20 protein-coding genes are annotated in these 19,405 nt (G+C 72.7%); 8 read left to right on the top strand and 12 right to left on the bottom strand.

What is annotated here, in order from left to right; genetic code table 11:
* Window positions 1-17: 17 nt before the first annotated feature.
* Window positions 18-1,058: an NAD(P)-dependent alcohol dehydrogenase gene (locus EV562_RS13660; RefSeq protein WP_133887079.1), complete on the bottom strand. Its 1,041-nt coding sequence runs from the start codon at window positions 1,056-1,058 to the stop codon at window positions 18-20.
* 167 nt (window positions 1,059-1,225) lie between these two features.
* Here EV562_RS13660 and EV562_RS13655 point away from each other — a divergent pair, with 167 nt between their 5' ends.
* The gene (locus EV562_RS13655; protein ID WP_133887078.1) at window positions 1,226-2,101 is read left to right on the top strand and encodes a helix-turn-helix transcriptional regulator; all 876 of its coding nucleotides are present in this window, start codon (window positions 1,226-1,228) and stop codon (window positions 2,099-2,101) included.
* A gap of 60 nt (window positions 2,102-2,161) precedes the next feature.
* Here EV562_RS13655 and EV562_RS13650 read toward each other — a convergent pair whose 3' ends face one another.
* From EV562_RS13650 to EV562_RS35075, 5 genes are all read right to left on the bottom strand, one after another.
* Window positions 2,162-3,040, bottom strand: a complete 879-nt coding sequence (locus EV562_RS13650) for a GNAT family N-acetyltransferase (protein WP_133887077.1) — start codon at window positions 3,038-3,040, stop codon at window positions 2,162-2,164.
* Window positions 3,041-3,525: 485 nt separating this feature from the next.
* Window positions 3,526-4,209, bottom strand: coding sequence for an ABC transporter ATP-binding protein (locus tag EV562_RS13645; protein WP_133887076.1), 684 nt, complete (start codon window positions 4,207-4,209; stop codon window positions 3,526-3,528).
* Between the two features lie 32 nt (window positions 4,210-4,241).
* Window positions 4,242-5,744: an ABC transporter permease gene (locus EV562_RS13640; RefSeq protein ID WP_133887075.1), complete on the bottom strand. Its 1,503-nt coding sequence runs from the start codon at window positions 5,742-5,744 to the stop codon at window positions 4,242-4,244.
* Window positions 5,745-5,894: 150 nt separating this feature from the next.
* Entirely contained in the window at window positions 5,895-7,142 is a 1,248-nt protein-coding gene (locus EV562_RS13635; RefSeq protein ID WP_133887074.1) for an Ig-like domain-containing protein, read from the bottom strand.
* A gap of 229 nt (window positions 7,143-7,371) precedes the next feature.
* Window positions 7,372-7,725, bottom strand: coding sequence for a hypothetical protein (locus tag EV562_RS35075; RefSeq protein WP_166661766.1), 354 nt, complete (start codon window positions 7,723-7,725; stop codon window positions 7,372-7,374).
* A 109-nt stretch (window positions 7,726-7,834) separates the two neighbouring features.
* Here EV562_RS35075 and EV562_RS35070 point away from each other — a divergent pair, with 109 nt between their 5' ends.
* Window positions 7,835-8,164, top strand: coding sequence for a hypothetical protein (locus EV562_RS35070; RefSeq protein WP_166661765.1), 330 nt, complete (start codon window positions 7,835-7,837; stop codon window positions 8,162-8,164).
* A gap of 137 nt (window positions 8,165-8,301) precedes the next feature.
* On the opposite strand, the gene hutH is transcribed toward EV562_RS35070, so the two are convergent.
* The 3 genes from hutH to EV562_RS13610 all read right to left on the bottom strand — a co-directional run bounded on the left by hutH (window position 8,302) and on the right by EV562_RS13610 (window position 11,970).
* Complete coding sequence (gene hutH / locus EV562_RS13620; protein ID WP_133887445.1) at window positions 8,302-9,840, bottom strand: histidine ammonia-lyase; 1,539 nt, start codon at window positions 9,838-9,840, stop codon at window positions 8,302-8,304.
* 93 nt (window positions 9,841-9,933) lie between these two features.
* Window positions 9,934-11,082 carry a diguanylate cyclase gene (locus EV562_RS13615; RefSeq protein WP_166661764.1) on the bottom strand — a complete coding sequence of 383 codons (1,149 nt, stop codon included), beginning with the start codon at window positions 11,080-11,082 and terminating at the stop codon, window positions 9,934-9,936.
* Between the two features lie 87 nt (window positions 11,083-11,169).
* The gene (locus EV562_RS13610; protein WP_133887071.1) at window positions 11,170-11,970 is read right to left on the bottom strand and encodes an enoyl-CoA hydratase-related protein; all 801 of its coding nucleotides are present in this window, start codon (window positions 11,968-11,970) and stop codon (window positions 11,170-11,172) included.
* 210 nt (window positions 11,971-12,180) lie between these two features.
* Between EV562_RS13610 and EV562_RS13605 the strand changes: the two genes are divergently transcribed.
* Entirely contained in the window at window positions 12,181-12,876 is a 696-nt protein-coding gene (locus EV562_RS13605; protein WP_243860057.1) for a hypothetical protein, read from the top strand.
* Window positions 12,877-12,966: 90 nt separating this feature from the next.
* Here the strand turns inward: EV562_RS13605 and EV562_RS13600 are convergent, their stop codons facing one another.
* Together EV562_RS13600 and EV562_RS13595 are read right to left on the bottom strand one after the other, a co-directional pair.
* Entirely contained in the window at window positions 12,967-14,112 is a 1,146-nt protein-coding gene (locus tag EV562_RS13600; protein ID WP_133887070.1) for an adenylate/guanylate cyclase domain-containing protein, read from the bottom strand.
* A gap of 115 nt (window positions 14,113-14,227) precedes the next feature.
* Entirely contained in the window at window positions 14,228-15,103 is an 876-nt protein-coding gene (locus EV562_RS13595; protein ID WP_133887069.1) for a biotin--[acetyl-CoA-carboxylase] ligase, read from the bottom strand.
* A 110-nt stretch (window positions 15,104-15,213) separates the two neighbouring features.
* Between EV562_RS13595 and EV562_RS13590 the strand changes: the two genes are divergently transcribed.
* The 4 genes from EV562_RS13590 to EV562_RS13575 all read left to right on the top strand — a co-directional run bounded on the left by EV562_RS13590 (window position 15,214) and on the right by EV562_RS13575 (window position 17,924).
* Window positions 15,214-16,806 (top strand): acyl-CoA carboxylase subunit beta, encoded by a 1,593-nt coding sequence (locus EV562_RS13590; protein ID WP_133887068.1) that lies wholly within the window; start codon window positions 15,214-15,216, stop codon window positions 16,804-16,806.
* A gap of 9 nt (window positions 16,807-16,815) precedes the next feature.
* Window positions 16,816-17,025 carry an acyl-CoA carboxylase subunit epsilon gene (locus EV562_RS13585; protein ID WP_133887067.1) on the top strand — a complete coding sequence of 70 codons (210 nt, stop codon included), beginning with the start codon at window positions 16,816-16,818 and terminating at the stop codon, window positions 17,023-17,025.
* A 108-nt stretch (window positions 17,026-17,133) separates the two neighbouring features.
* The gene (locus EV562_RS35890; protein ID WP_133887066.1) at window positions 17,134-17,262 is read left to right on the top strand and encodes a hypothetical protein; all 129 of its coding nucleotides are present in this window, start codon (window positions 17,134-17,136) and stop codon (window positions 17,260-17,262) included.
* A 38-nt stretch (window positions 17,263-17,300) separates the two neighbouring features.
* Window positions 17,301-17,924 carry a nucleoside triphosphate pyrophosphatase gene (locus EV562_RS13575; RefSeq protein ID WP_133887065.1) on the top strand — a complete coding sequence of 208 codons (624 nt, stop codon included), beginning with the start codon at window positions 17,301-17,303 and terminating at the stop codon, window positions 17,922-17,924.
* On the opposite strand, the gene EV562_RS13570 is transcribed toward EV562_RS13575, so the two are convergent.
* Window positions 17,893-18,384 carry a hypothetical protein gene (locus EV562_RS13570; protein ID WP_133887064.1) on the bottom strand — a complete coding sequence of 164 codons (492 nt, stop codon included), beginning with the start codon at window positions 18,382-18,384 and terminating at the stop codon, window positions 17,893-17,895. The genes EV562_RS13575 and EV562_RS13570 overlap by 32 nt on opposite strands.
* Window positions 18,385-18,758: 374 nt before the next feature.
* On the opposite strand from EV562_RS13570, the gene EV562_RS13565 reads away from it, so the two are divergent.
* Window positions 18,759-19,405: biotin carboxylase N-terminal domain-containing protein (locus EV562_RS13565; protein ID WP_279588485.1), on the top strand; the 647-nt coding region annotated here is incomplete at its 3' end.

Below are 19,405 nucleotides of genomic sequence, written 5' to 3'. Positions count from 1 at the left end.
TCTGCCGGGGCCCGGGGTCAGATCGTCGCGGTGTCGATCACGAAGCGGTAGCGGACGTCGCTGGCCAGGACCCGCTCGTAGGCCTCGTTGACCTCGGACGCGGCGATCAGCTCGATCTCGGCGCCGATGCCGTGCTCCGCGCAGAAGTCCAGCATCTCCTGGGTCTCGGCGATGCCGCCGATCATGGATCCGGAGAGGGACTTGCCGCCGCCGAGCAGCGCGAACAGGTTGAGGGAGACCGGCTCCTCGGGGGCACCGACGTTGGCCAGCGTGCCCTCCGTCTTCAGCAGCCCCAGGTAGGCGGCGAAGTCGAGGGGTGCCGAGACCGTGGAGACGATCAGGTCGAAGGTGCCGGCCAGCTCCTCGAAGGTGGCCGGGTCGCTGGTGGCGTAGTAGTGGTCGGCGCCCAGCTTCAGGCCGTCGTCCTTCTTGCGCAGGGACTGCGACAGCACGGTCACCTCGGCGCCCAGGGCGTGCGCGAGCTTGACGGCCATGTGGCCGAGGCCGCCCATGCCGACGACGGCGACCTTCTTGCCGGGACCCGCGTTCCAGCGCTTGAGCGGGGAGTACGTGGTGATGCCGGCGCACAGCAGGGGCGCGGCCTCGTCCAGGGAGATGCCCTCGGGGATGCCGAGGACGAAGTTCTCGTCGACGACGACCTTCTCCGAGTAGCCGCCGTAGGTGGGCTCGCCGTCCTTGCCGATGCCGTTGTACGTCATCACGTTGCCGCCCGTGCAGTACTGCTCACGGCCGGCCTTGCAGTTCTCGCACTCGCGGCAGGAGTCGACCATGCAGCCGACGCCCACCCGGTCGCCGACGGCGAACTTGGTGACGCCGGGGCCGACCTCGGAGACGACGCCCGCGATCTCGTGGCCGGGGACCATCGGGAAGATGGCCTCGCCCCAGCCCTCACGGACCTGGTGGATGTCGGAGTGGCAGATGCCGGCGAACTTGATGTCGATCAGGACGTCGTGTTCCCGCACCTCGCGCCGCTCGATGGTGGTGCGCTCCAGCGGCGCCTTGGCGGCGGGTGCTGCGTACGCGGCGACAGTGGTCATGCCGGGTTCTCCGGGATTCTCTCGACGTGACTGGGTGATGCTTCCACTGTGCCCGTGACCTGCTGATCCACCCAGACCACGGCTTTGCGTACGTCCAGCGTGCGTACCACTGACGGGGACAGGCTCATGTGCGTACGACCGGGAATACGTCCGGTGATACTGGAGGCATGGATGGACAGCTTGACCGGCGGGCCGAACTGAGCGAGTTCCTGCGCACCCGGCGGGCGCGGCTGAAGCCGGAGGACGTGGGCCTGCAGTCGTTCGGGCGGCAGCGCAGGGTGCCGGGGCTGCGGCGCGAGGAGCTGGCGCAGCTGGCCGGGGTGTCGGTGGCGTACTACACCCGTCTGGAACAGGGCAACGGGCAGAACGTGTCGACGGAGGTCCTGGACGCCATCGCCCGGGCCCTGCGGCTGACCGACGCCGAGCAGGCCCACCTGACGCACCTGGCCAAGCCGAAGCAGCAGCGCAGGCGCAGCGGCGCCGCGCGGGGCAAGCAGCCGGTGCGGGTGGCGCTGCTCCAGCTCCTCGAGTCGATCGACACGGTGCCCGCGTACGTGACGGGCCGCCGCTCGGAGATCCTCGCCTGGAACCGGATGGCCGCGGCCCTCTTCGGCGACTGGGGCAAGCTGCCCGCCCCGGAGCGGAACTGGGCGCGGCTGGTCTTCCTGAACCCGGACTACCGTGAGCTGTTCATCGACTGGGACCAGAAGGCGTACGACATGGTCAGCTTCCTGCGCATGGACGCGGGCCGGCACCCGGACGACCCGCGGCTGTCCGCGCTGGTGGGCGAGCTGTCGGTGAAGAGCGAGGAGTTCCGGCGGCTGTGGGCCACGCACGACGTCAAGGAGAAGAGCTACGGCGTCAAGCGGATGCGGCACCCGCTGGTCGGTGACCTGACCCTGTCGTTCGAGACGTTCCGCCTGGTCGACGACGACGAGCAGGCCTTCATCACCTACCACGCGGAGCCCGGCTCCCCGTCGGCGGACGCGCTGCGCCTCCTGGCGAGCTGGGGGACGGACGCGACGGCTTCGCTGCCGACGTGACGCGGGTCCACCGGGATGCGACCGCCCGGTGGAGACCGGTGGGCGTGAGCGGCGGCGCCCTCAGCCGGCTGCCGGGGTCCCGGATGCGAAGTCGTACACCGCGAAGTCGGCGACCGGGCGGTACCCGATCCGCTGGTAGAGGGCGTTGCTCGTCGCGTTGGCCAGGTCGGTGAAGAGCAGGACCTGGGCCGCTCCCGCTCCGAGCGCCGCCCGGCTCGCCGCTGCCGTCGCGGCGCCCCCGTAGCCGCGACCTCGCAGGTGGGCCGGGGTGTACACGGGTGCGATCCGGATCTGCCCGGCGACCAGCGGGGACACACCGGCCATGGACACGGGCGTGCCGTCCGGGGTCTCCCAGAGCGTGACGCGTCCCGCGGCGATGCGCGTGTCCGCCCACGACTCGCCGTCCGCGGCGGAGGTTCCCCCGACGTCGGCGACGAACCCGCGGTGCCAGAGCACGAGCCGCTCGCGGTCCTCCTCGTCCGCGATCCGCGCCCGGCCCGGAGGAGACGGCTCGGGCGGCGTGAGGCCGCCCAGACGGTACAGGCGCTTGCGCTCGCTCAGCGTCGGTATCGCGCCCGTGTGCCGCTGCCACGCCTCGGCGAAGACGGCGGCGGTGTCGCGGTCCCCGTCGACGCCGGGGAGCGGGTGGCCGAGGTGCGCCAGGCGGGCGGCGAGGCCGTCGGCCTCCTCGGGGGTGAGGGGGGTGAGGACCAGGTGGTGGGGCGGGGTGCGGAAGAAGACCGCACGGACCTCACCCGCCCGTTCCAGCAGGCCGAAGGCGGGTGCGGCGGAACCGTACACGGCCGCCCCGTGCGTACGCAGTGCCTCGGTCACCGTCAGCGGCACGGTGTGCAGGTCGGGGCGCGAGTGCAAGAAGTCTGTGGCGCGGGCGAGGAGGTCGCCGACGTCTTCGGTGAGGTACCAGTCGTTCGGACTCATGCCGCATGATCCACCGTGACGGCCCGGGCACGCCCGTCAATTTTCACCGGGTCCGGCGGCAGCACCCGGTGGCGGCCACAGCCCGCCGACGCGGCACCGCCCTGCTCCGTCTCCGCTGCGGGCCGCACATCCCCGACACCGTGCCACCAGGTCCGGTCCGCGCCGGCCGCGGGCGGCAGCCCCGCCGGAGACACCGCGTCCGTGGGCGGCGTCCGGCGGACTGCGCCCGACCGCCTGCCTGCCTGCCGCCCCGCCCCGGTCTCGCTGCGACCGGTGCGGGCCACGGGCCCCCGACGCGGTGCCGCCCGGTCCGGGTCGAGGTCCCGCCGGGTGCCGTCGGAGCCTGAGCATCATCCTGCCGGACCCGGCGAAGTCCCACCAGACTCGCCGGGCCTCGCCGGGCTCCGGGTCCCCCGGCTCCCGCCGGGTGCGCCGAGCCCCGCCGGCCCGGCGGGCCCCGTCGAGTCACGGCCGCGCGCCCGGTGTCAGGCCGACGCGTTCTCCTTGACGGTGATGCGGCCCTTGCGGAGGGTGGCCACGCGTGGGGCCTTGCGGGCTATCGCCGAGTCGTGGGTGACCATGACGAAGGTGAGGCCCAGCTCCCGCCACATGCGGTCGAGCACCTCCATGATCTCGTCGCGGGTCGACTCGTCGAGGTTCCCGGTGGGCTCGTCGGCCAGGAGCACCTTCGGCTGCTTCACCAGGGCGCGGGCGATGGCGACGCGCTGCTGCTGGCCGCCGGACATCTCGCCGGGAAGGTGACCGAGGCGTTCGCCGAGGCCGACGGAGGACAGGGCCTCGGCGGCCCTCTCGCGCCGGTCCCCCGCCCGGACGCCGAGCGGGACCAGGGCGGTCTCGACGTTCTCCTGGGCGGTCAGGGTCGGGATCAGGTTGAAGGACTGGAAGACGAAGCCGATGCTCTCGCTGCGCACCCGGGTCAGCCGGGCCTCGGGGAGGGTGGCGAGGTCGGTGCCGTCGAGGACGACCTCGCCCGAGCTGGGCCGGTCGAGACCGCCCAGCATCTGCAACAGGGTGGACTTGCCGCCGCCGGTGGGGCCCTGGATGACGAGCCGGTCGCCGTCGGCGATGGTCAGGTCGACGCCGTCGAGGGCCTGCACGGTGGCCTTGCCGCGGGTGTAGCGCTTGGTGACGCCGCTGAGTTGGTACATGGTGCGACTCCTGGAGTACGGGGAAGGTGGAGCTACTCGACGCGGCGCAGGGCGTCCGCGGGGCGCAGCCGGGCGGCGCGCCAGCCGCCGAAGCCGCCGGCGACGAGCCCGCCGGCCACGGCGAGGGCTACGGCGAGGGCGATGGTGGTGAGGCTGACGGGTGCGGTCAGTGCGATGTCCAGGGTCTTGGCGGCGGCCTGCCGGCCGGGACCGCCCATGCCACCGCCGCCGCCTCCGAAGCCGCCGGGGCCGCCCGTGCCGCCCCCGCCCGTGCCGCCGCCCAGCTGGGCCTGCAACGTCGGACTGACGGCCGTGACGGCGTACGCGCCCGCGAGTCCGAGCGCGATGCCGAGGGCGCCGCCGACCAGGCCGTTGACGACGGCCTCGCCGATCACCTGCCGGGTGACCCGGCCCGAGCGCCAGCCGAGCGCCTTGAGCGTGCCGAACTCGCGCACCCGGCGGGAGACCGCGGAGGAGGTGAGCAGCCCCGCGACCAGGAACGCCGCCGCCAGGACGAGGACGGACAGCCACTTGCCGACCCCGGTGGCGAGCGAGGAGGCGGTGGACAGGGAACCCGAGACGGTGTCGGCGAGGTCGGCGGAGGTGGTGACCGTCGTCCCCGAAATGTTCTTCTGGATCGCGGACTTGACGCCGTCGATCCGCTGCGAGTCGGTCGCCTTGACGTAGATCGTGGTGACCTTGTCCTTCGCGTCACTCAGCGTCTGGGCCCGCTTGAGCGGCACGTAGAGGTCGGCCGCCGCGTCACCGCTGTCGGCCGTGGCGATGCCGACGATCTCGAACTCGGTGTCCTTGACGGTGACCTTGCTGCCGGTCTTGAGCTTCTTCTCCTTGGCGTAGGCCGAGTCGGCGACGGCGACCTTCGCGTCGGTCTCCGACGCCTCGAAGGTGCGTCCGCTGGTGATGGCGGAGGTGGTCAGCGGGCCGAGGGCGGGCTCGGTGACGTCGGTGCCGTAGACGGAGTAGCTGTTGACGTCGAAGTCGGCGCCGCCGCCCTGGACGCGGCCCTGCGGGGACTGCCCGCCGCCCGGGCCGCCGCCCTGCCCCTGCCCCTGCCCCTGGCCCTGGGCCGTGCCGCCGGAGGCGTCCTGCTGGAACTGCCCGCGGGAGAACTCGCCGCTGACCTTGACGACTTGGAGGCTCAGGCCGCCCACCGCGTCGGCGACGCCGTTCTGCCCGGCGACCTTCCCGACGGTCGAGCCGGCCAGGGTCTGGAAGCCCTGCACCATGACGCGGTCGGTGCTCTGCTCCTTCTCGGCACCGTCGTCCTGTGCGTCGAAGCGGAAGCGCGGTCGTTCGGCGGTGTTCCCGGCGGAGGCCTCGGCGGCCTTGGTGACCGTCATGTCCGTGCCCAGCCCGTACAGGGACTGCAGGACCTTGTCCTGGGCCCGGCCCATGCCGGAGGAGACGGAGTCGACGACGATGACCAGCGCGATGCCCAGCGCCAGGCCGGAGGCGACGACGAGGGCCGCCTTTCTGCGGCGGCGCAGCTCGCGCCTCAGGTAGGTGAAGAACATGGCCGCAAAGTAGGGACGGCCCGTGATGAAGGGATAAGGCCCGCGTAAGAGGAGGATGAGAAGCCGGGAAAGGCGCGGGCGCCCGCCGCTCCCGTGCGGGGAGCGGCGGGCGCCCGTGCGAAGTGCAGTCGGCCCGGCGGGGGTTCGGCGTCAGACGGCCGAACCCGCCTTCCACTGGGCCCAGTCCATGTTCCAGCCGTTGAGGCCGTTGTCCGGGGAGACGGTCTTGTCGCCGGTGTTCTGGACGACGACCACGTCACCGATGATCGAGTTGTTGTAGAACCAGGCACCGGGCGTGTTCGGGTCGTTGGCACCCTTGGCGTCCTCCAGGCCCACGCAGCCGTGGCTGGTGTTGACGTTGCCGAAGATGCCCTTGCCCCAGTAGTTGCCGTGGATGAAGGTGCCGGAGGTGCTCAGGCGCATGGCGTGCGGCACGTCCTTGATGTCGTACTCGCCCTTGCCGTCGTCGTCGGTGAAGCCGACGGTCGAGCCGTCCATCCGGGTCTCCTTGTACTTCTCGGAGATCACCATCTGGCCTTCGTAGGTCTTGTTGTCCGGGGAGCCGGCGGAGATCGGGATGGTCTTGACCGTCTTGCCGTCCTGCGTGACCTTCATCTGCTTGGTCTTCGCGTCGACGTAGGAGACCTGGTTGCGGCCGATCTTGAAGGTGACCGACTTCTGCTGGACGCCGTAGACGCCGTCGGCGCCCTCGACCCCGTCGAGCGCCAGCTTGAGGGTGACGGTCGAGCCCTCCTGCCAGTAGTCCTTGGGACGGCAGTCCATGCGCTGGGTGGAGAACCAGTGGCAGGCGACCTCCTGGCCGCTGCTGCTGTTGACCGTGATGCCCTTCTGGACGGCGGCCTTGTCGGTGATCTGCTTGTCGAAGTTGATCGACACGGGCATCCCGACTCCGACGGTCTTGCCGTCGTCCGGGGTGAAGTTCCCGATGAAGCTGTTCTCGGGGGAGACCGTGGTGAACGACGCGTTCTCGTGGGCGGCGCGGCCCTCGGAGTCCTGCGCGGTCGCCGTGATCTGGTACTTGGTGGCGCGCTCCAGCTGGCCGCTGGGCTTCCAGCTGGTCTTGTCGGCGGATATCTCGCCGCTGACCTCGGTGCCGTCCGAGGCGGTCATCTTCACCTCGGTGAGCGTGCCCTTGCTCACGGTGACGCCGGCGGAGTTGTTGATGGAGGCGTTGTCCGAGCCGCCCTTGGGCGTGATCTTGATCTGGGCCTCGGACGTCTTCTTGGCCGCCGCTTCGTCGACCTCGGCCTGCGAGGTCTTGCCGTCCCCGCCCCCGGAGGTGTCGGCGTCGCCACTGGAACATGCCGAGAGCACCAGTACACCGCCGAGCAGTGCGGACGCGGCCGCCAGGCCCTTGCGCCGCTTACCGTCCGTCATCACACGCTTCTCCATCGTTGCCGATTCCCGAAACCCCGAGATACCCCGTCAATAACTTTCAACGCTACGACCGGTTCGTCCCGTTCCACATCGCTCACGGGTGTGGGCCATGCCACGTTTGCCGCGGGGGCTCAGGCGGCGCGGGGAGGTGTCGGTCAGTGCGCACCGTGAGACGAGGAAACCCCGGACGGCGGTTGCCGCCCGGGGCCGGGAATTTCCCCACACCGCGTCAGCCGACCGTCATTTCGTCGTCTTCCAGGTCGTTCTCGTCGCCATCATCCTCGCCGAGGTTCCACTCGGGGGAGTCGGGGTCGTAGTCGATCTGCTCACTGCTCCAGGAGGCCTGCTGGAGCTCGACCCCGGGCACCGCGCTGACCAGGTCGAACGGGTCCACCAGGTGGGCGAGCGCCTCTGCGGTGTCCTCCGTCACAGCACGCTCGGAGTCGGCCCGCTCCGCGCCGGACAGCTCGGTGTCGTCGGCGAGGGCCTGGAGTGCGGCTCCGGTGACGGCCTCCTCGTCGTCGATCTCGAGGACCAGCTCGACGCGAATCCGTACAAACCGTGATGTCTCTGGAGTGCTCATGTCCGGAGCGTAAGGCCGACCCCTCGCGTGACTTTCCTGTGACCCGCGCCTTTCACTAACATCTGCCCACACGGCCAATTCGCCAGCGCCACAAGGGGATCGATATTCCGTGTCATCCGCTCGCCGTTCCTTGCTGACCGCCACCGCCGCGGGCGGCCTGCTGTGTGCCCTCTGGTTCGTCCCGTCGGCCAACGCGACACCCGAGGCACCGGTGCTCGAGTCCGCGGCCGCGACGCCGTCCTCGCAGGTCACGGCCCAGGCGAGAGCCGTCTCCGCGGACACCTCCACGGACACGGCGGCGACCGGCGAGGGCACCACCCGGCTGGCCGACACCGGCAGCTTCGACAGCACGCCGTACGTCGTCGGCGGCGCCGTCTGCCTCGGTCTCGGCGCCGGCTTCGTGGGCTACTCGGTGCGCCGGGAACGCCTCGGTTTCTGAGCGGACCTGACGGTCTTTTGGCTTTCTTTTGGTTTTCTTGACCCGCGAGTGAACTTCCCGACCGTCCGGGGCGTGCGCGGACGGCACGAGGGGGCCCCGGCGTCACACCGGGGCCCCCTCCCGCACGTCACCGCCGGTTACCGCAGCGGCCCCGTGACCGTCTCCGCCGCGGCGACCAGGTGCCCGGCGCGCACGAACGCGTCCGCCGCGGCGAGGTCGGGCGCCAGGTAGCGGTCCGGGCCGGGTCCCTCGACGCCGGCCGCCCGTACGGCGTCGATGACGGCCCGCGAGGCCGGGGCCGGGGCGAGGCCCTCGCGGAGCTCGATCGCGCGCGTGGCGGCGTACAGCTCCACGGCGATCACGCGGCTGAGGTTGTCGACGGCCGTACGCAGCTTGCGCGCCGCCGACCAGCCCATGGAGACGTGGTCCTCCTGCATCGCGGAGGACGGGATGGAGTCGGCGGAGGCCGGTACCGCGAGCCGCTTCAGCTCGCCGACCAGCGCGGCCTGCGTGTACTGGGCGATCATCAGTCCGGAGTCGACGCCCGCGTCGTCGGCGAGGAACGGCGGCAGGCCGTGGCTGCGGTTCTTGTCGAGCAGCCGGTCGGTACGCCGCTCGGCGATGGAACCCAGGTCGGCGACGGCGACGGCGAGGAAGTCCAGGACGTAGGCGACCGGGGCGCCGTGGAAGTTGCCGTTGGACTCGACGCGGCCGTCGGGCAGGACGACGGGGTTGTCGACGGCCGCGGCCAGCTCGCGCTCGGCGACCAGGCCGGCGTGGGCCATGGTGTCCCGTCCGGCACCGGCGACCTGCGGGGCGCAGCGCACCGAGTAGGCGTCCTGGACGCGCGGGGCGTCGTCCTGGTGGTGCCCGGTCAGCGCGGAGCCCTTGAGCACGGCGGCCATGTTGGCGGCGCTGGCCGCCTGCCCCGGGTGCGGGCGGATGGCGTGCAGCTCGGGGGCGAGCACCTTGTCGGTGCCGAGCAGGGCCTCCATGGACAGCGCGGCGGTGATGTCGGCCGACTTGTAGAGGGTGTCGAGGTCGGCGAGGGCCATGACCAGCATGCCGAGCATGCCGTCGGTGCCGTTGAGGAGGGCGAGGCCCTCCTTCTCGCGCAGCTCGACCGGGGTGATCCCGTGCGCGGCGAGCAGCTCGCCGGCGGGCCGCACGGTGCCGTCGGGGCCCTCGGCCTCGCCCTCGCCCATGAGGGTCAGCGCGCAGTGCGACAGCGGGGCGAGGTCGCCGGAGCAGCCCAGCGAGCCGTACTCGTGCACGACCGGGGTGATCCCGGCGTTGAGCACGTCGGCCATGGTCTGCGCGACCTCGGGACGCACGCCGGTGTGGCCGGAGCAGACGGTCTTCAGCCGCAGGAACATCAGCGCGCGGACCACCTCGCGCTCGACGCGCGGGCCCATCCCGGCGGCGTGCGAGCGCACGATGTTGCGCTGCAGCTGCGCCCGCAGGTCGGGGCTGATGTGCCGGGTCGCCAGGGCGCCGAAGCCGGTGCTCACGCCGTACACGGGATCCGGCTTGGCGGCCAGTGCGTCCACGATGCCGCGGGCCGCGGCCAGGGCGGCGACCGCGTCGTCGGAGAGTTCGATCCGGGCGCCGCCGCGCGCCACGGCGAGGACGTCGGCCGCGGTGACCCCGGCCGTCCCCACCACCACAGTGTGCATATCCATATTCAGGAGCGTACGCAGTGAATTCGATGATGTCACGAGGGGGTACGTCACGGATGCACACCCGGAGCGCCCCTTACCGGACCGGCGTCACGGAGAGTGCCGCCCGCGGAACCGCCGACGCTCCCCGTCCTCCTCCCGCGAAGGCTCGTCGGCGAGCCGCACCACGGGGTCGTCCGGCCCCTCGCGGCCGGCGACGACCGGCCCGGCCGAGCGTTCCGCCTTGGCGCGGTACTGCGCGGCGTCGGCGAGCCGGAAGAGCCGGCGGGCGGAGCGGACCGGACCGACCGGGTCCTCCGTGGACGCGACCCCGCAGGCCACGCCGTCACCCAGCGCCAGCTCGGCGGCCCGGCGGCACAGCTCCTCGGCGGCCTTGACCACCGCGTCGGCGGACGGCCCGACCGCGAGCAGGCAGAACTCGTCCCCGCCGAGCCGGGCCGCGAGCGCTCCCGGCACCATCGCCCCGCACAGCGACAGCACCGACCCGAACCGCTCCAGGAGCCGGTCCCCGACGGCGTGTCCGTGCGTGTCGTTCACCCGCTTGAGTCCGTTCAGGTCGCAGACGACGAGGCTGACGACGACGCCCTCCACGCGGTGCCGCTCGACGGCCTCGTCGAGCGCGGAGTCGACGGCGCGGCGGTTGGCCAGCCCGGTGAGCGCGTCGGTGTACGCGAGCCGCCGGACCTCCTCCAGCCGCTCGGTCTGCGCGATCCCGGCGGCGACGACGGAGGCCAGCACGGTGGCGAAGTCGGCGTCGCTCCGCTCGAAGACCCGCTCCCCCACCGGGCGGGCCACGTACAGCTCGCCCCACGCCCTCCCGTGCAGCACGATCGGCGCGACCACGCAGCAGCCGCGGCCCCGGCGGCGCAGGGCGGCGACGCGCTGGTGGACGTAGCCGGGACTCCCGGTGGCGGGTCCCTCGGCGGTCTCGACCCAGGCGTCGGGTTCGCCGCCGCCCGCCCAGCGCTCGTGCAGGAACTCGGTGATCTCCGCGAACTGGTGCACCGGGTAGGACTCGTCCTCCGGGAACTCCTCCTCGTCCTCGGCCCGCCGGCCGACGTTCACCAGCACCCGGAGCCGGCCCAGCTCGCGCTCCCACACCGACAGCGCGGCGAAGCTGCCGCCGAGCGCCATGCAGCCGCCGACGGCCGCCGCCCGCCACGCCTCACGCGCGCTGTGCGCGGCGGCCATCCCCTGCGCAAGCGCCACCACGGCCGCGAGCCGCCTGTCGTCACCCATCACTCCAGGCTAGGGAGATTCACGAAGAAACGTTACTCAAGCAGGGCGAACCGGGCGAGTGTCGACGGCCGCGGCACCTGCCCGCCGTCACTCGCCCGGCCAGCGCGGTGCCCGCCTCTCGTTGAACGCCGCCACGCCCTCCGCCCGGTCGCCCGAGAACGCCACCGACCGCCACGCCGCGTCCTCGACCTCGAGCCCCGCGCGCAGGTCGAGCCCGTGCCCGAGCCGCAGCGCCCGCTTGGCCGCCCGCAGGCCCACGGGAGAGTTCGCGGCCATCCGCGAGGCCAGCTCCAGCGCGTCCTCACGGTCCCGCCCCTCGTCCGCCAGCTGGTCCACGAGCCCCAGCTCACGCGCCTCCCCGGCCGCGACCCGCCGCGCCGTGAACACCAGCTCGGCCGCTCGCGCCGCCCCCACCCGGCGGGGCAGCAGCTGGGTACCGCCGCCGCCCGGGATCACCCCGACCGACACCTCCGGCAGCCCCACCACGGCCGTACGGTCGGCCACGATCACGTCGCACGCCAGCGCCAGCTCGAACCCGCCGCCCAGCGCGAACCCGTGCACGGCGGCGATCGTCGGCTGCGGCAGTTCGAGGACCGCCGTGTACGCGCCCCGGGTCACCGGCCGCTGCCGCAGCAGGTCGGCGTCGGAGAAGGAGTTGCGCTCCTTCAGGTCCGCCCCGACGCAGAACGCCCGCTCGTGCGTCGAGGTCAGCACCACCACCCGCACGCCCCGGTCCTCGCCCAGCGCCGCGCAGGCCGCGCTCAGGGACCGGGCCATGGCGGTCGAGACGGCGTTCATGGCCTTGGGCCGGTCGAGTGCGAGCTCCGCGACATGGCCGTCCCCGTGCCTGCGCACCAGGACGAACTCTCCGAACCGCTCCTCGCTCATGACACCCTCCGGTTAACGCGTGTTAACAAGTCGACCGACCGATCATCGCAGGCGGGCCCGCCCGGGGGAAGAGCGGACGCGCCAGCTCCCCGCACGACCCCATCCACCCGTTCGGGTGACACGCGGCCGACCGTCCTCCTCCGGCCGGAGGCAGCCCGTAGCCTCGCTCCGCCAGGGCGCAGCGGGGCGCGTGCGCACCGGGGAGGGATCATGACGACGACCGGTATACCGACGACCGGCGGGCCGGCCGCCGGGCCGCGGCCGGAGCCGCGGTACGCGTGGATCCGCCGGGGCCGGCACCGCCGGCCCCGCCCCCGCAAGGTGGTGCTGGCGGCCGGCGGTCTCGCCCTGGCGGCCGGCGCCCTCAGCCTCGTACGCCTGCTGCCCGAGCCGGGCGGTGACGTGGGCGGCGGGCACGGCGCCCTGGCTGCGCCGCGCGTCGAGGGCGGCGGCCGGGACACGGCAGCGCAGGACCCGGAGTCCGCGGCGGCCGCCTCGGGCACCGGTCGCGGCTCTCCCGAGGCGGGCCCGTCGGCGACGTCCGTCATGGGCGGCCTGGGCGGATCCCCCGGGCCCGGCCTCGTACCCGGGCTCGCGCCGGGCCCGTCCGCGAGCGGCGCGCCCCTCCCGCCCGCGGCCACGTCCGCGCCCGGCGCTCCGGACACCGCCGGAGGACGGCCGGCGGACCGGCAGGAGCGGGGAGAACGGGAGGGCGGGTCCGACGGCCGCACCCGGGCCCCGGGCACGCCGTCGCCCTCGGGGTCCGACCGTCCCGCGCCCCGGCCCACGCCGACCCCGCCACCGGACCGCGGCACACCCCCGGCGCCCGATCCGGTGCCGGAACCCGACGACCCCGGCCTGTGCGTGCCCGTGATCGGCCTCTGCGTCGACCTGCTGGGCGGCTGAGGGACATCCGGCCCGGAGTGCCCGTCAGTCGCCCACCCGGGTCGTCCCGGGTGCCGGCGCTCCGAACGGTCGACGTACGGGCCGGGCGGCCTACGCCTCTCCGCCGTCCTCGCCCCGGCGGGTGAGCAGCCACGGCTCGACGACGCCGAGACCGCGCACCGGGCGCTGCCACATCGGCTGGAGCGCGAACCGGTACACCGGCGGCTCCACGCCCTCCTTCTCCGCCGCGGCGGCCTCCTCGGCGGCCGCGGCCTCCGAGGCGGGGGCGTCCCGGGTGCGGATCAGCTCCTCCGCGAAGGCGGTGTCGACGAGGACGGCGTCCTTGGGGGCTATCGAGGTGAGCCGGGAGGCCAGGTTGACGGTGGTGCCGAAGACATCGCCCATCCGGGTGGTGACCGTGCCGAAGGCGATGCCGACGCGCAGCTCGGGCATGGTCTCGTCGTTGGCCATCGTCTCGATGAGCCGCAGGGCGATCTCGGCGGCCGTACCGGCGTCGTCGGCGGCGTACAGCACCTCGTCGCCGAGGGTCTTGACCAGCCGTCCGCCGCGGGCGGCCACCAGGTCGGCGGAGGTGGTCTCGAAGGCCTCGACCAGCTCGCCGAGCTCCTCCTCCTCCATCCGCCGGGTCAGCCGCGTGAAGCCGACCAGGTCCGCGAAGCCGACCGCGAGGCGCCGGTCCACCATCTCCTCGTCGTCCCCGGCCTGGATGACCCGTCCGGCCGAGGCGGCGAGCTGGCGCCGCCAGACGTAGACGAGGAACTCCTGCAGTTCGGGAAGGAGCAGTTCGACGATGGGATACGTCACCTCGGTGCGCGTCATCCCGGGCTCCGGGGGCTCGGTCAGGCCCTCCAGGAAGCTGTCGATCTGCCACTCGGCCAACCGGGCGGTGGTCTGTCCCGTGGACCGGGCGACCTGCACCGCCATCGCCTCGCTCAGCAGCCCCGCCTCCACCAGACCGGCCAGCCGCCGCAGGGCGAGGACGTCGGCCTCGGTGAGTGCCTTGGCCTGGCCGATGTCGGCGAAGCCCATGGCCCGCCAGAACCGGGAGGCCAGCTCCATGGAGACGCCCGCGCTGCGGGCGGCCTGGAAGGGCGTGTAGCGGCGCTCGGCGCCCAGGATGAGCCCTTCGAGGCGCAGCGCGAGCGGGTCATCGCCGGAATCGGCGGAGTCCGGGGCGGGCTCGGGGTCCACCCGGCCGTCCCCGTCCGCGCCGGAGCCGGTGTCGTCGACGGTCACGCCTGTTGCCTTTCCGATCTGCCGCGGTCAGGTTCGACCGGCCCCAACTTTACGTCAGGTGTGCCCCAGCTCACTCCCGTGCGGCCCGCACCGCGAGCGGGCACCGGGGCCGCGCTCACGCCGGCCGCAGGTGCACGATGTCCCCCGCTCCCACCGGTTCCTGCACCCCCGCCTCCGTCGCCAGCACCAGCCGGCCGTCCCCGTCCACGGCCACCGCCTCCCCCACGAGCGATCGGTCCCCCGGAAGCTCCGCCCGCACCACGCGCCCGAGGGTCGCGCAGCCCGCCGCGTACGTCTCCTGGAGCCCGCTGGCCGCCGGGTCGCCGCCTGCCTCGCGCCAGCGCCCGTACCAGTCCTCCAGCGACCGCAGCACCCCGCGCAGCAGCGGGTCCCGGTCGGTGTTCGCGGCTCCGGCCAGGGCCAGCGACCCGGCCCGCGGGACGGGCAGCTCGTCGGCGCGCAGCGAGACGTTGATGCCGACGCCGATGACGACGCCGTCGTCCCCGGCCCGCTCGGCGAGGATGCCGCCGGCCTTGCGCTCCTCGTCGCCGACGGTCACCAGCAGGTCGTTGGGCCACTTCAGGGCGGTGTCGACGCCCGCGACGCGGGACAGCCCGGTCGCCACGGCGACGCCGGTGAGCAGCGGCAGCCAGCCCCAGCGGGTCACGGGGACCTCGGCGGGCCGCAGCAGCACGGAGAAGAAGAGCCCGGAGCGGGCCGGTGCCGTCCACTGCCGGTCCAGGCGCCCGCGCGCGGCACTCTGCTCCTCGGCGACCAGGACCACGCCCTCGGCCAGGTCCTCCCCGGCGGCCCGCGACACGAGGTCGGAGTTGGTGGAGCCGGTGCGCTGCACCACGTCCACCTGCCGCCACAGGCCCTTCTCCCGCACCAGGCCCCGGCGCAGGGCGGTGCCGTTGAGGGGCGGCCGGTCCAGGTCGGACCACCGGCCGTTCGGGGAGTCGGATGCGTCGGAGGAGTCTCGGGGCGTCATGCAACCCACCCTAGGTGTGGGAAACACCGCACTGCCGATCGGAAGGGCCCCTACTACTCTACGAACGAGTAACCGTCCCCCCTTTTGAGCAGGCAGGGAGCCGCATCCCGATGTCCGAGCCGGAAGAGCAGCAGCCCGACATCCACACGACCGCGGGCAAGCTCGCGGATCTCAGGCGCCGTATCGAGGAAGCGACGCACGCCGGTTCCGCACGCGCCGTCGAAAAGCAGCACGCCAAGGGCAAGCTGACGGCTCGTGAACGCATCGACCTCCTGCTCGACGAGGGTTCCTTCGTCGAGCTGGACGAGTTCGCCCGGCACCGTTCCACCAACTTCGGCCTCGACGCCAACCGCCCCTACGGCGACGGCGTCGTCACCGGCTACGGCACCGTCGACGGCCGTCCCGTCGCCGTCTTCTCCCAGGACTTCACCGTCTTCGGCGGCGCGCTGGGCGAGGTCTACGGCCAGAAGATCGTCAAGGTCATGGACTTCGCGCTGAAGACCGGCTGCCCGGTCGTCGGCATCAACGACTCCGGCGGCGCCCGCATCCAGGAGGGCGTCGCCTCCCTCGGGGCCTACGGCGAGATCTTCCGCCGCAACACCCACGCCTCCGGCGTGATCCCGCAGATCAGCCTGGTCGTCGGCCCGTGTGCGGGCGGCGCGGTGTACTCCCCCGCGATCACCGACTTCACGGTGATGGTCGACCAGACCAGCCACATGTTCATCACGGGTCCCGACGTCATCAAGACGGTCACCGGCGAGGACGTCGGCTTCGAGGAGCTGGGCGGCGCCCGCACCCACAACTCCACCTCGGGCGTGGCCCACCACATGGCCGGCGACGAGAAGGACGCCGTCGAGTACGTCAAGCAGCTGCTGTCCTACCTGCCGTCCAACAACCTCTCCGAGCCCCCCGCCTTCCCGGAGGAGGCGGACCTCACGGTCACGGACGAGGACGCCGAGCTGGACACGATCGTCCCCGACTCGGCGAACCAGCCCTACGACATGCACACCGTCATCGAGCACGTCCTCGACGACGCCGAGTTCTTCGAGACGCAGCCGCTGTTCGCGCCGAACATCCTCACCGGCTTCGGCCGCGTCGAGGGCCGCCCCGTCGGCATCGTCGCCAACCAGCCCATGCAGTTCGCCGGGTGCCTGGACATCACCGCCTCCGAGAAGGCGGCCCGCTTCGTGCGCACCTGCGACGCCTTCAACGTCCCCGTGCTCACCTTCGTGGACGTCCCCGGCTTCCTGCCCGGCGTCGACCAGGAGCACGACGGCATCATCCGCCGCGGCGCGAAGCTGATCTTCGCCTACGCCGAGGCCACGGTCCCGCTCATCACGGTCATCACCCGCAAGGCCTTCGGCGGCGCCTACGACGTCATGGGCTCCAAGCACCTGGGCGCGGACCTCAACCTGGCCTGGCCCACCGCCCAGATCGCCGTCATGGGCGCCCAGGGCGCGGTCAACATCCTGCACCGCCGCACCATCGCCGACGCCGGTGACGACGTCGAGGCCACCCGCGCCCGCCTCATCCAGGAGTACGAGGACGCCCTCCTCAACCCCTACACGGCGGCCGAGCGCGGCTACGTCGACGCGGTGATCATGCCGTCGGACACCCGCCGCCACATCGTCCGCGGCCTGCGCCAGCTGCGCACCAAGCGGGAGTCCCTGCCCCCGAAGAAGCACGGCAACATCCCCCTGTAAGGAGCCGCTGTGACCATCAAGGTCGTACGGGGCAACCCCACCCCGGAAGAACTGGCCGCCGCCCTGGCGGTGGTGCGGGCCCGCGCGGTGACGGCATCCGAGGAGCCGTCCACCACCGAGGCCCCACGCGACGCCTGGTCGGACCCGTCCCGTATCGCGACCCACCGGCTGCCCCACCCGGGCCCGGCCTCATGGGGCCGCACCTACTGGCCGAGCTGAGGACAGCCCACTCAGGGGCGCGGGGAACCGCGCACATTGCAACCCCGCGCCCCGATCTAGGTACCCGTACTCAAGCCCAGCCCCCCGGCCAAGCCCCACGCTGGTGACATGCTGTGGTCCGACCCCGAGAACGAGCCGCCCGAGGAACTGCGCGACATGCAGGACATGCTGCGGCGGCTGAGCGTCTTCCTGGCGCTGGCCATGGTCCTCGCGATGATCGTGATCGGCCTGCGCTGAGGCCCCGCCGACCCGGGCGGCGCCGATACCCTGGCCCCATGACCGACCAGCAGCCCCGCCGCCGACTCGTCCTCGCCTCCCAGTCCCCGGCCCGGCTCGGCCTGTTGCGCCAGGCCGGGCTCGCCCCCGAGGTGCTCGTGAGCGGCGTCGACGAGGAGGCCGTCACCGCCCCCACCCCCGCCGAGCTGGCCCTCGCCCTGGCCGAGGCCAAGGCGTCCGTGGTGGCCGCGAAGCCCGAGGTGCGCGGCGCCCTGGTGATCGGCTGCGACTCGGTGCTCGACCTGGACGGCCGGGCGCTCGGCAAGCCGGCGGACGCCGAGGAGGCCACCGCCCGCTGGAAGGCGATGCGCGGCCGGTCGGGCACGCTGCAGACCGGCCACTGCGTCTGGGACACCGCCTCCGGCCGCCACGTCTCGGCGACCGCGTCCACCGTCGTCCGCTTCGGCGAGCCCACCGACGCCGAGATCGCCGCCTACGTGGCCTCCGGCGAGCCCCTGTACGTCGCCGGGGCGTTCACCCTGGACGGCCGCTCCGCGCCGTTCATCGACGGCATCGAGGGCGACCACGGGAACGTCATCGGCCTCAGCCTGCCCCTGCTGCGGCGGCTCCTCGCCGAGCTGGGCACCGGCATCACGGAGTTGTGGGCGCCGGCGGAGAGCTGACCGGGGAGCCGTCACCGCCCTTGCCGCCGTCGCCGCCCTCGGGGCGCGGCCCGGCGGCGGGCGCCTCGCGGGCGTCGTACGTCATCAGCAGCAGCACGATCAGGGCCAGTACGACGATCATGAAGACGAAGGCGCCGGGGCCCACCAGGCCCCAGGTGAAGGCGCCGAGCAGGCCGTGCACCACGGCGGCGCTGATCAGCAGGATCCGTCCGAGCCCCGCGGGCGGGCGGTCGCGCAGCGCCACGAGCAGGGCGACCAGGGCGCACAGCGCGAAGTACAGGCCGAAGACGATCCCGCCGATCTTCGAGGACACGGACATCGTGTCCGGGTCCAGCCCGGCCAGGGACATGTCCTGCCGGTCGACGACGATCCCCAGGAACCAGTTCAGCGCCGCGACGCCGACCGCCTCCGCGAAGAGCACGACCGCCACGATCCACGCCACCGGCCTGCGCACCGACACCGGCCCCCACCCCTTTTCGACCGCTGTCGCACAGGACAGCCGTTACCCCAAGTACGTTCGAGACGCTCCGAACGCTACTAACCGGTAAACCTCGCCACAAGGGTTCCGGCACGAGCAAAGAATCATTGGGCCATTAGTAGGGACTCCACAAAGAAACCGAGTGGCCCGCAGCACGCTCTTACAGAGACCTTGGCCACATGGGAGGGCTAGGGTTTGCCCAAGGAGTCCTGCGTACCTCGGTACTACAAGGGCTTTCGGGGGTCGAGCGAGCCTCGAATCACGCTCCGTGTGGGCAAGCTCACCATTGGGGACGGGTCGAAGTGCCGTGTCGGCAGTCCCTAAACTCGGCTTGTTTCAAGGAGGGAGCCTCAATCGTGCGCAAGGTGCTCATCGCCAATCGTGGCGAAATCGCTGTCCGCGTGGCCCGGGCCTGCCGGGACGCCGGGATCGCGAGCGTGGCCGTCTACGCGGACCCGGACCGGGACGCATTGCATGTCCGCGCCGCTGATGAGGCGTTCGCCCTGGGTGGTGACACCCCCGCGACCAGCTATCTGGACATCGAGAAGGTCCTCAGAGCCGCGCGTGAGTCGGGCGCGGACGCCATCCACCCCGGGTACGGATTCCTGTCGGAGAACGCGGAGTTCGCCCAGGCCGTCCTGGACGCGGGCCTGGTCTGGATCGGTCCGCCCCCGCACGCCATCCGCGATCTGGGCGACAAGGTCGCCGCCCGCCACATCGCCCAGCGCGCCGGCGCACCCCTGGTCGCCGGCACCCCCGACCCCGTCTCCGGCGCGGACGAGGTCGTCGCCTTCGCCGAGGAACACGGCCTGCCGATCGCGATCAAGGCCGCCTTCGGCGGCGGCGGCCGCGGACTCAAGGTCGCCCGCACCCTGGAGGAGGTCCCCGAGCTGTACGACTCCGCCGTACGCGAGGCGGTGGCCGCCTTCGGCCGCGGCGAGTGCTTCGTCGAGCGCTACCTCGACAAGCCCCGCCACGTGGAGACCCAGTGCCTGGCCGACAC

Source organism: Streptomyces sp. BK208, assembly GCF_004364245.1.
Classification (GTDB): Bacteria; Actinomycetota; Actinomycetes; order Streptomycetales; family Streptomycetaceae; genus Streptomyces.
This window is presented reverse-complemented; position numbering and strand designations above follow the sequence as displayed.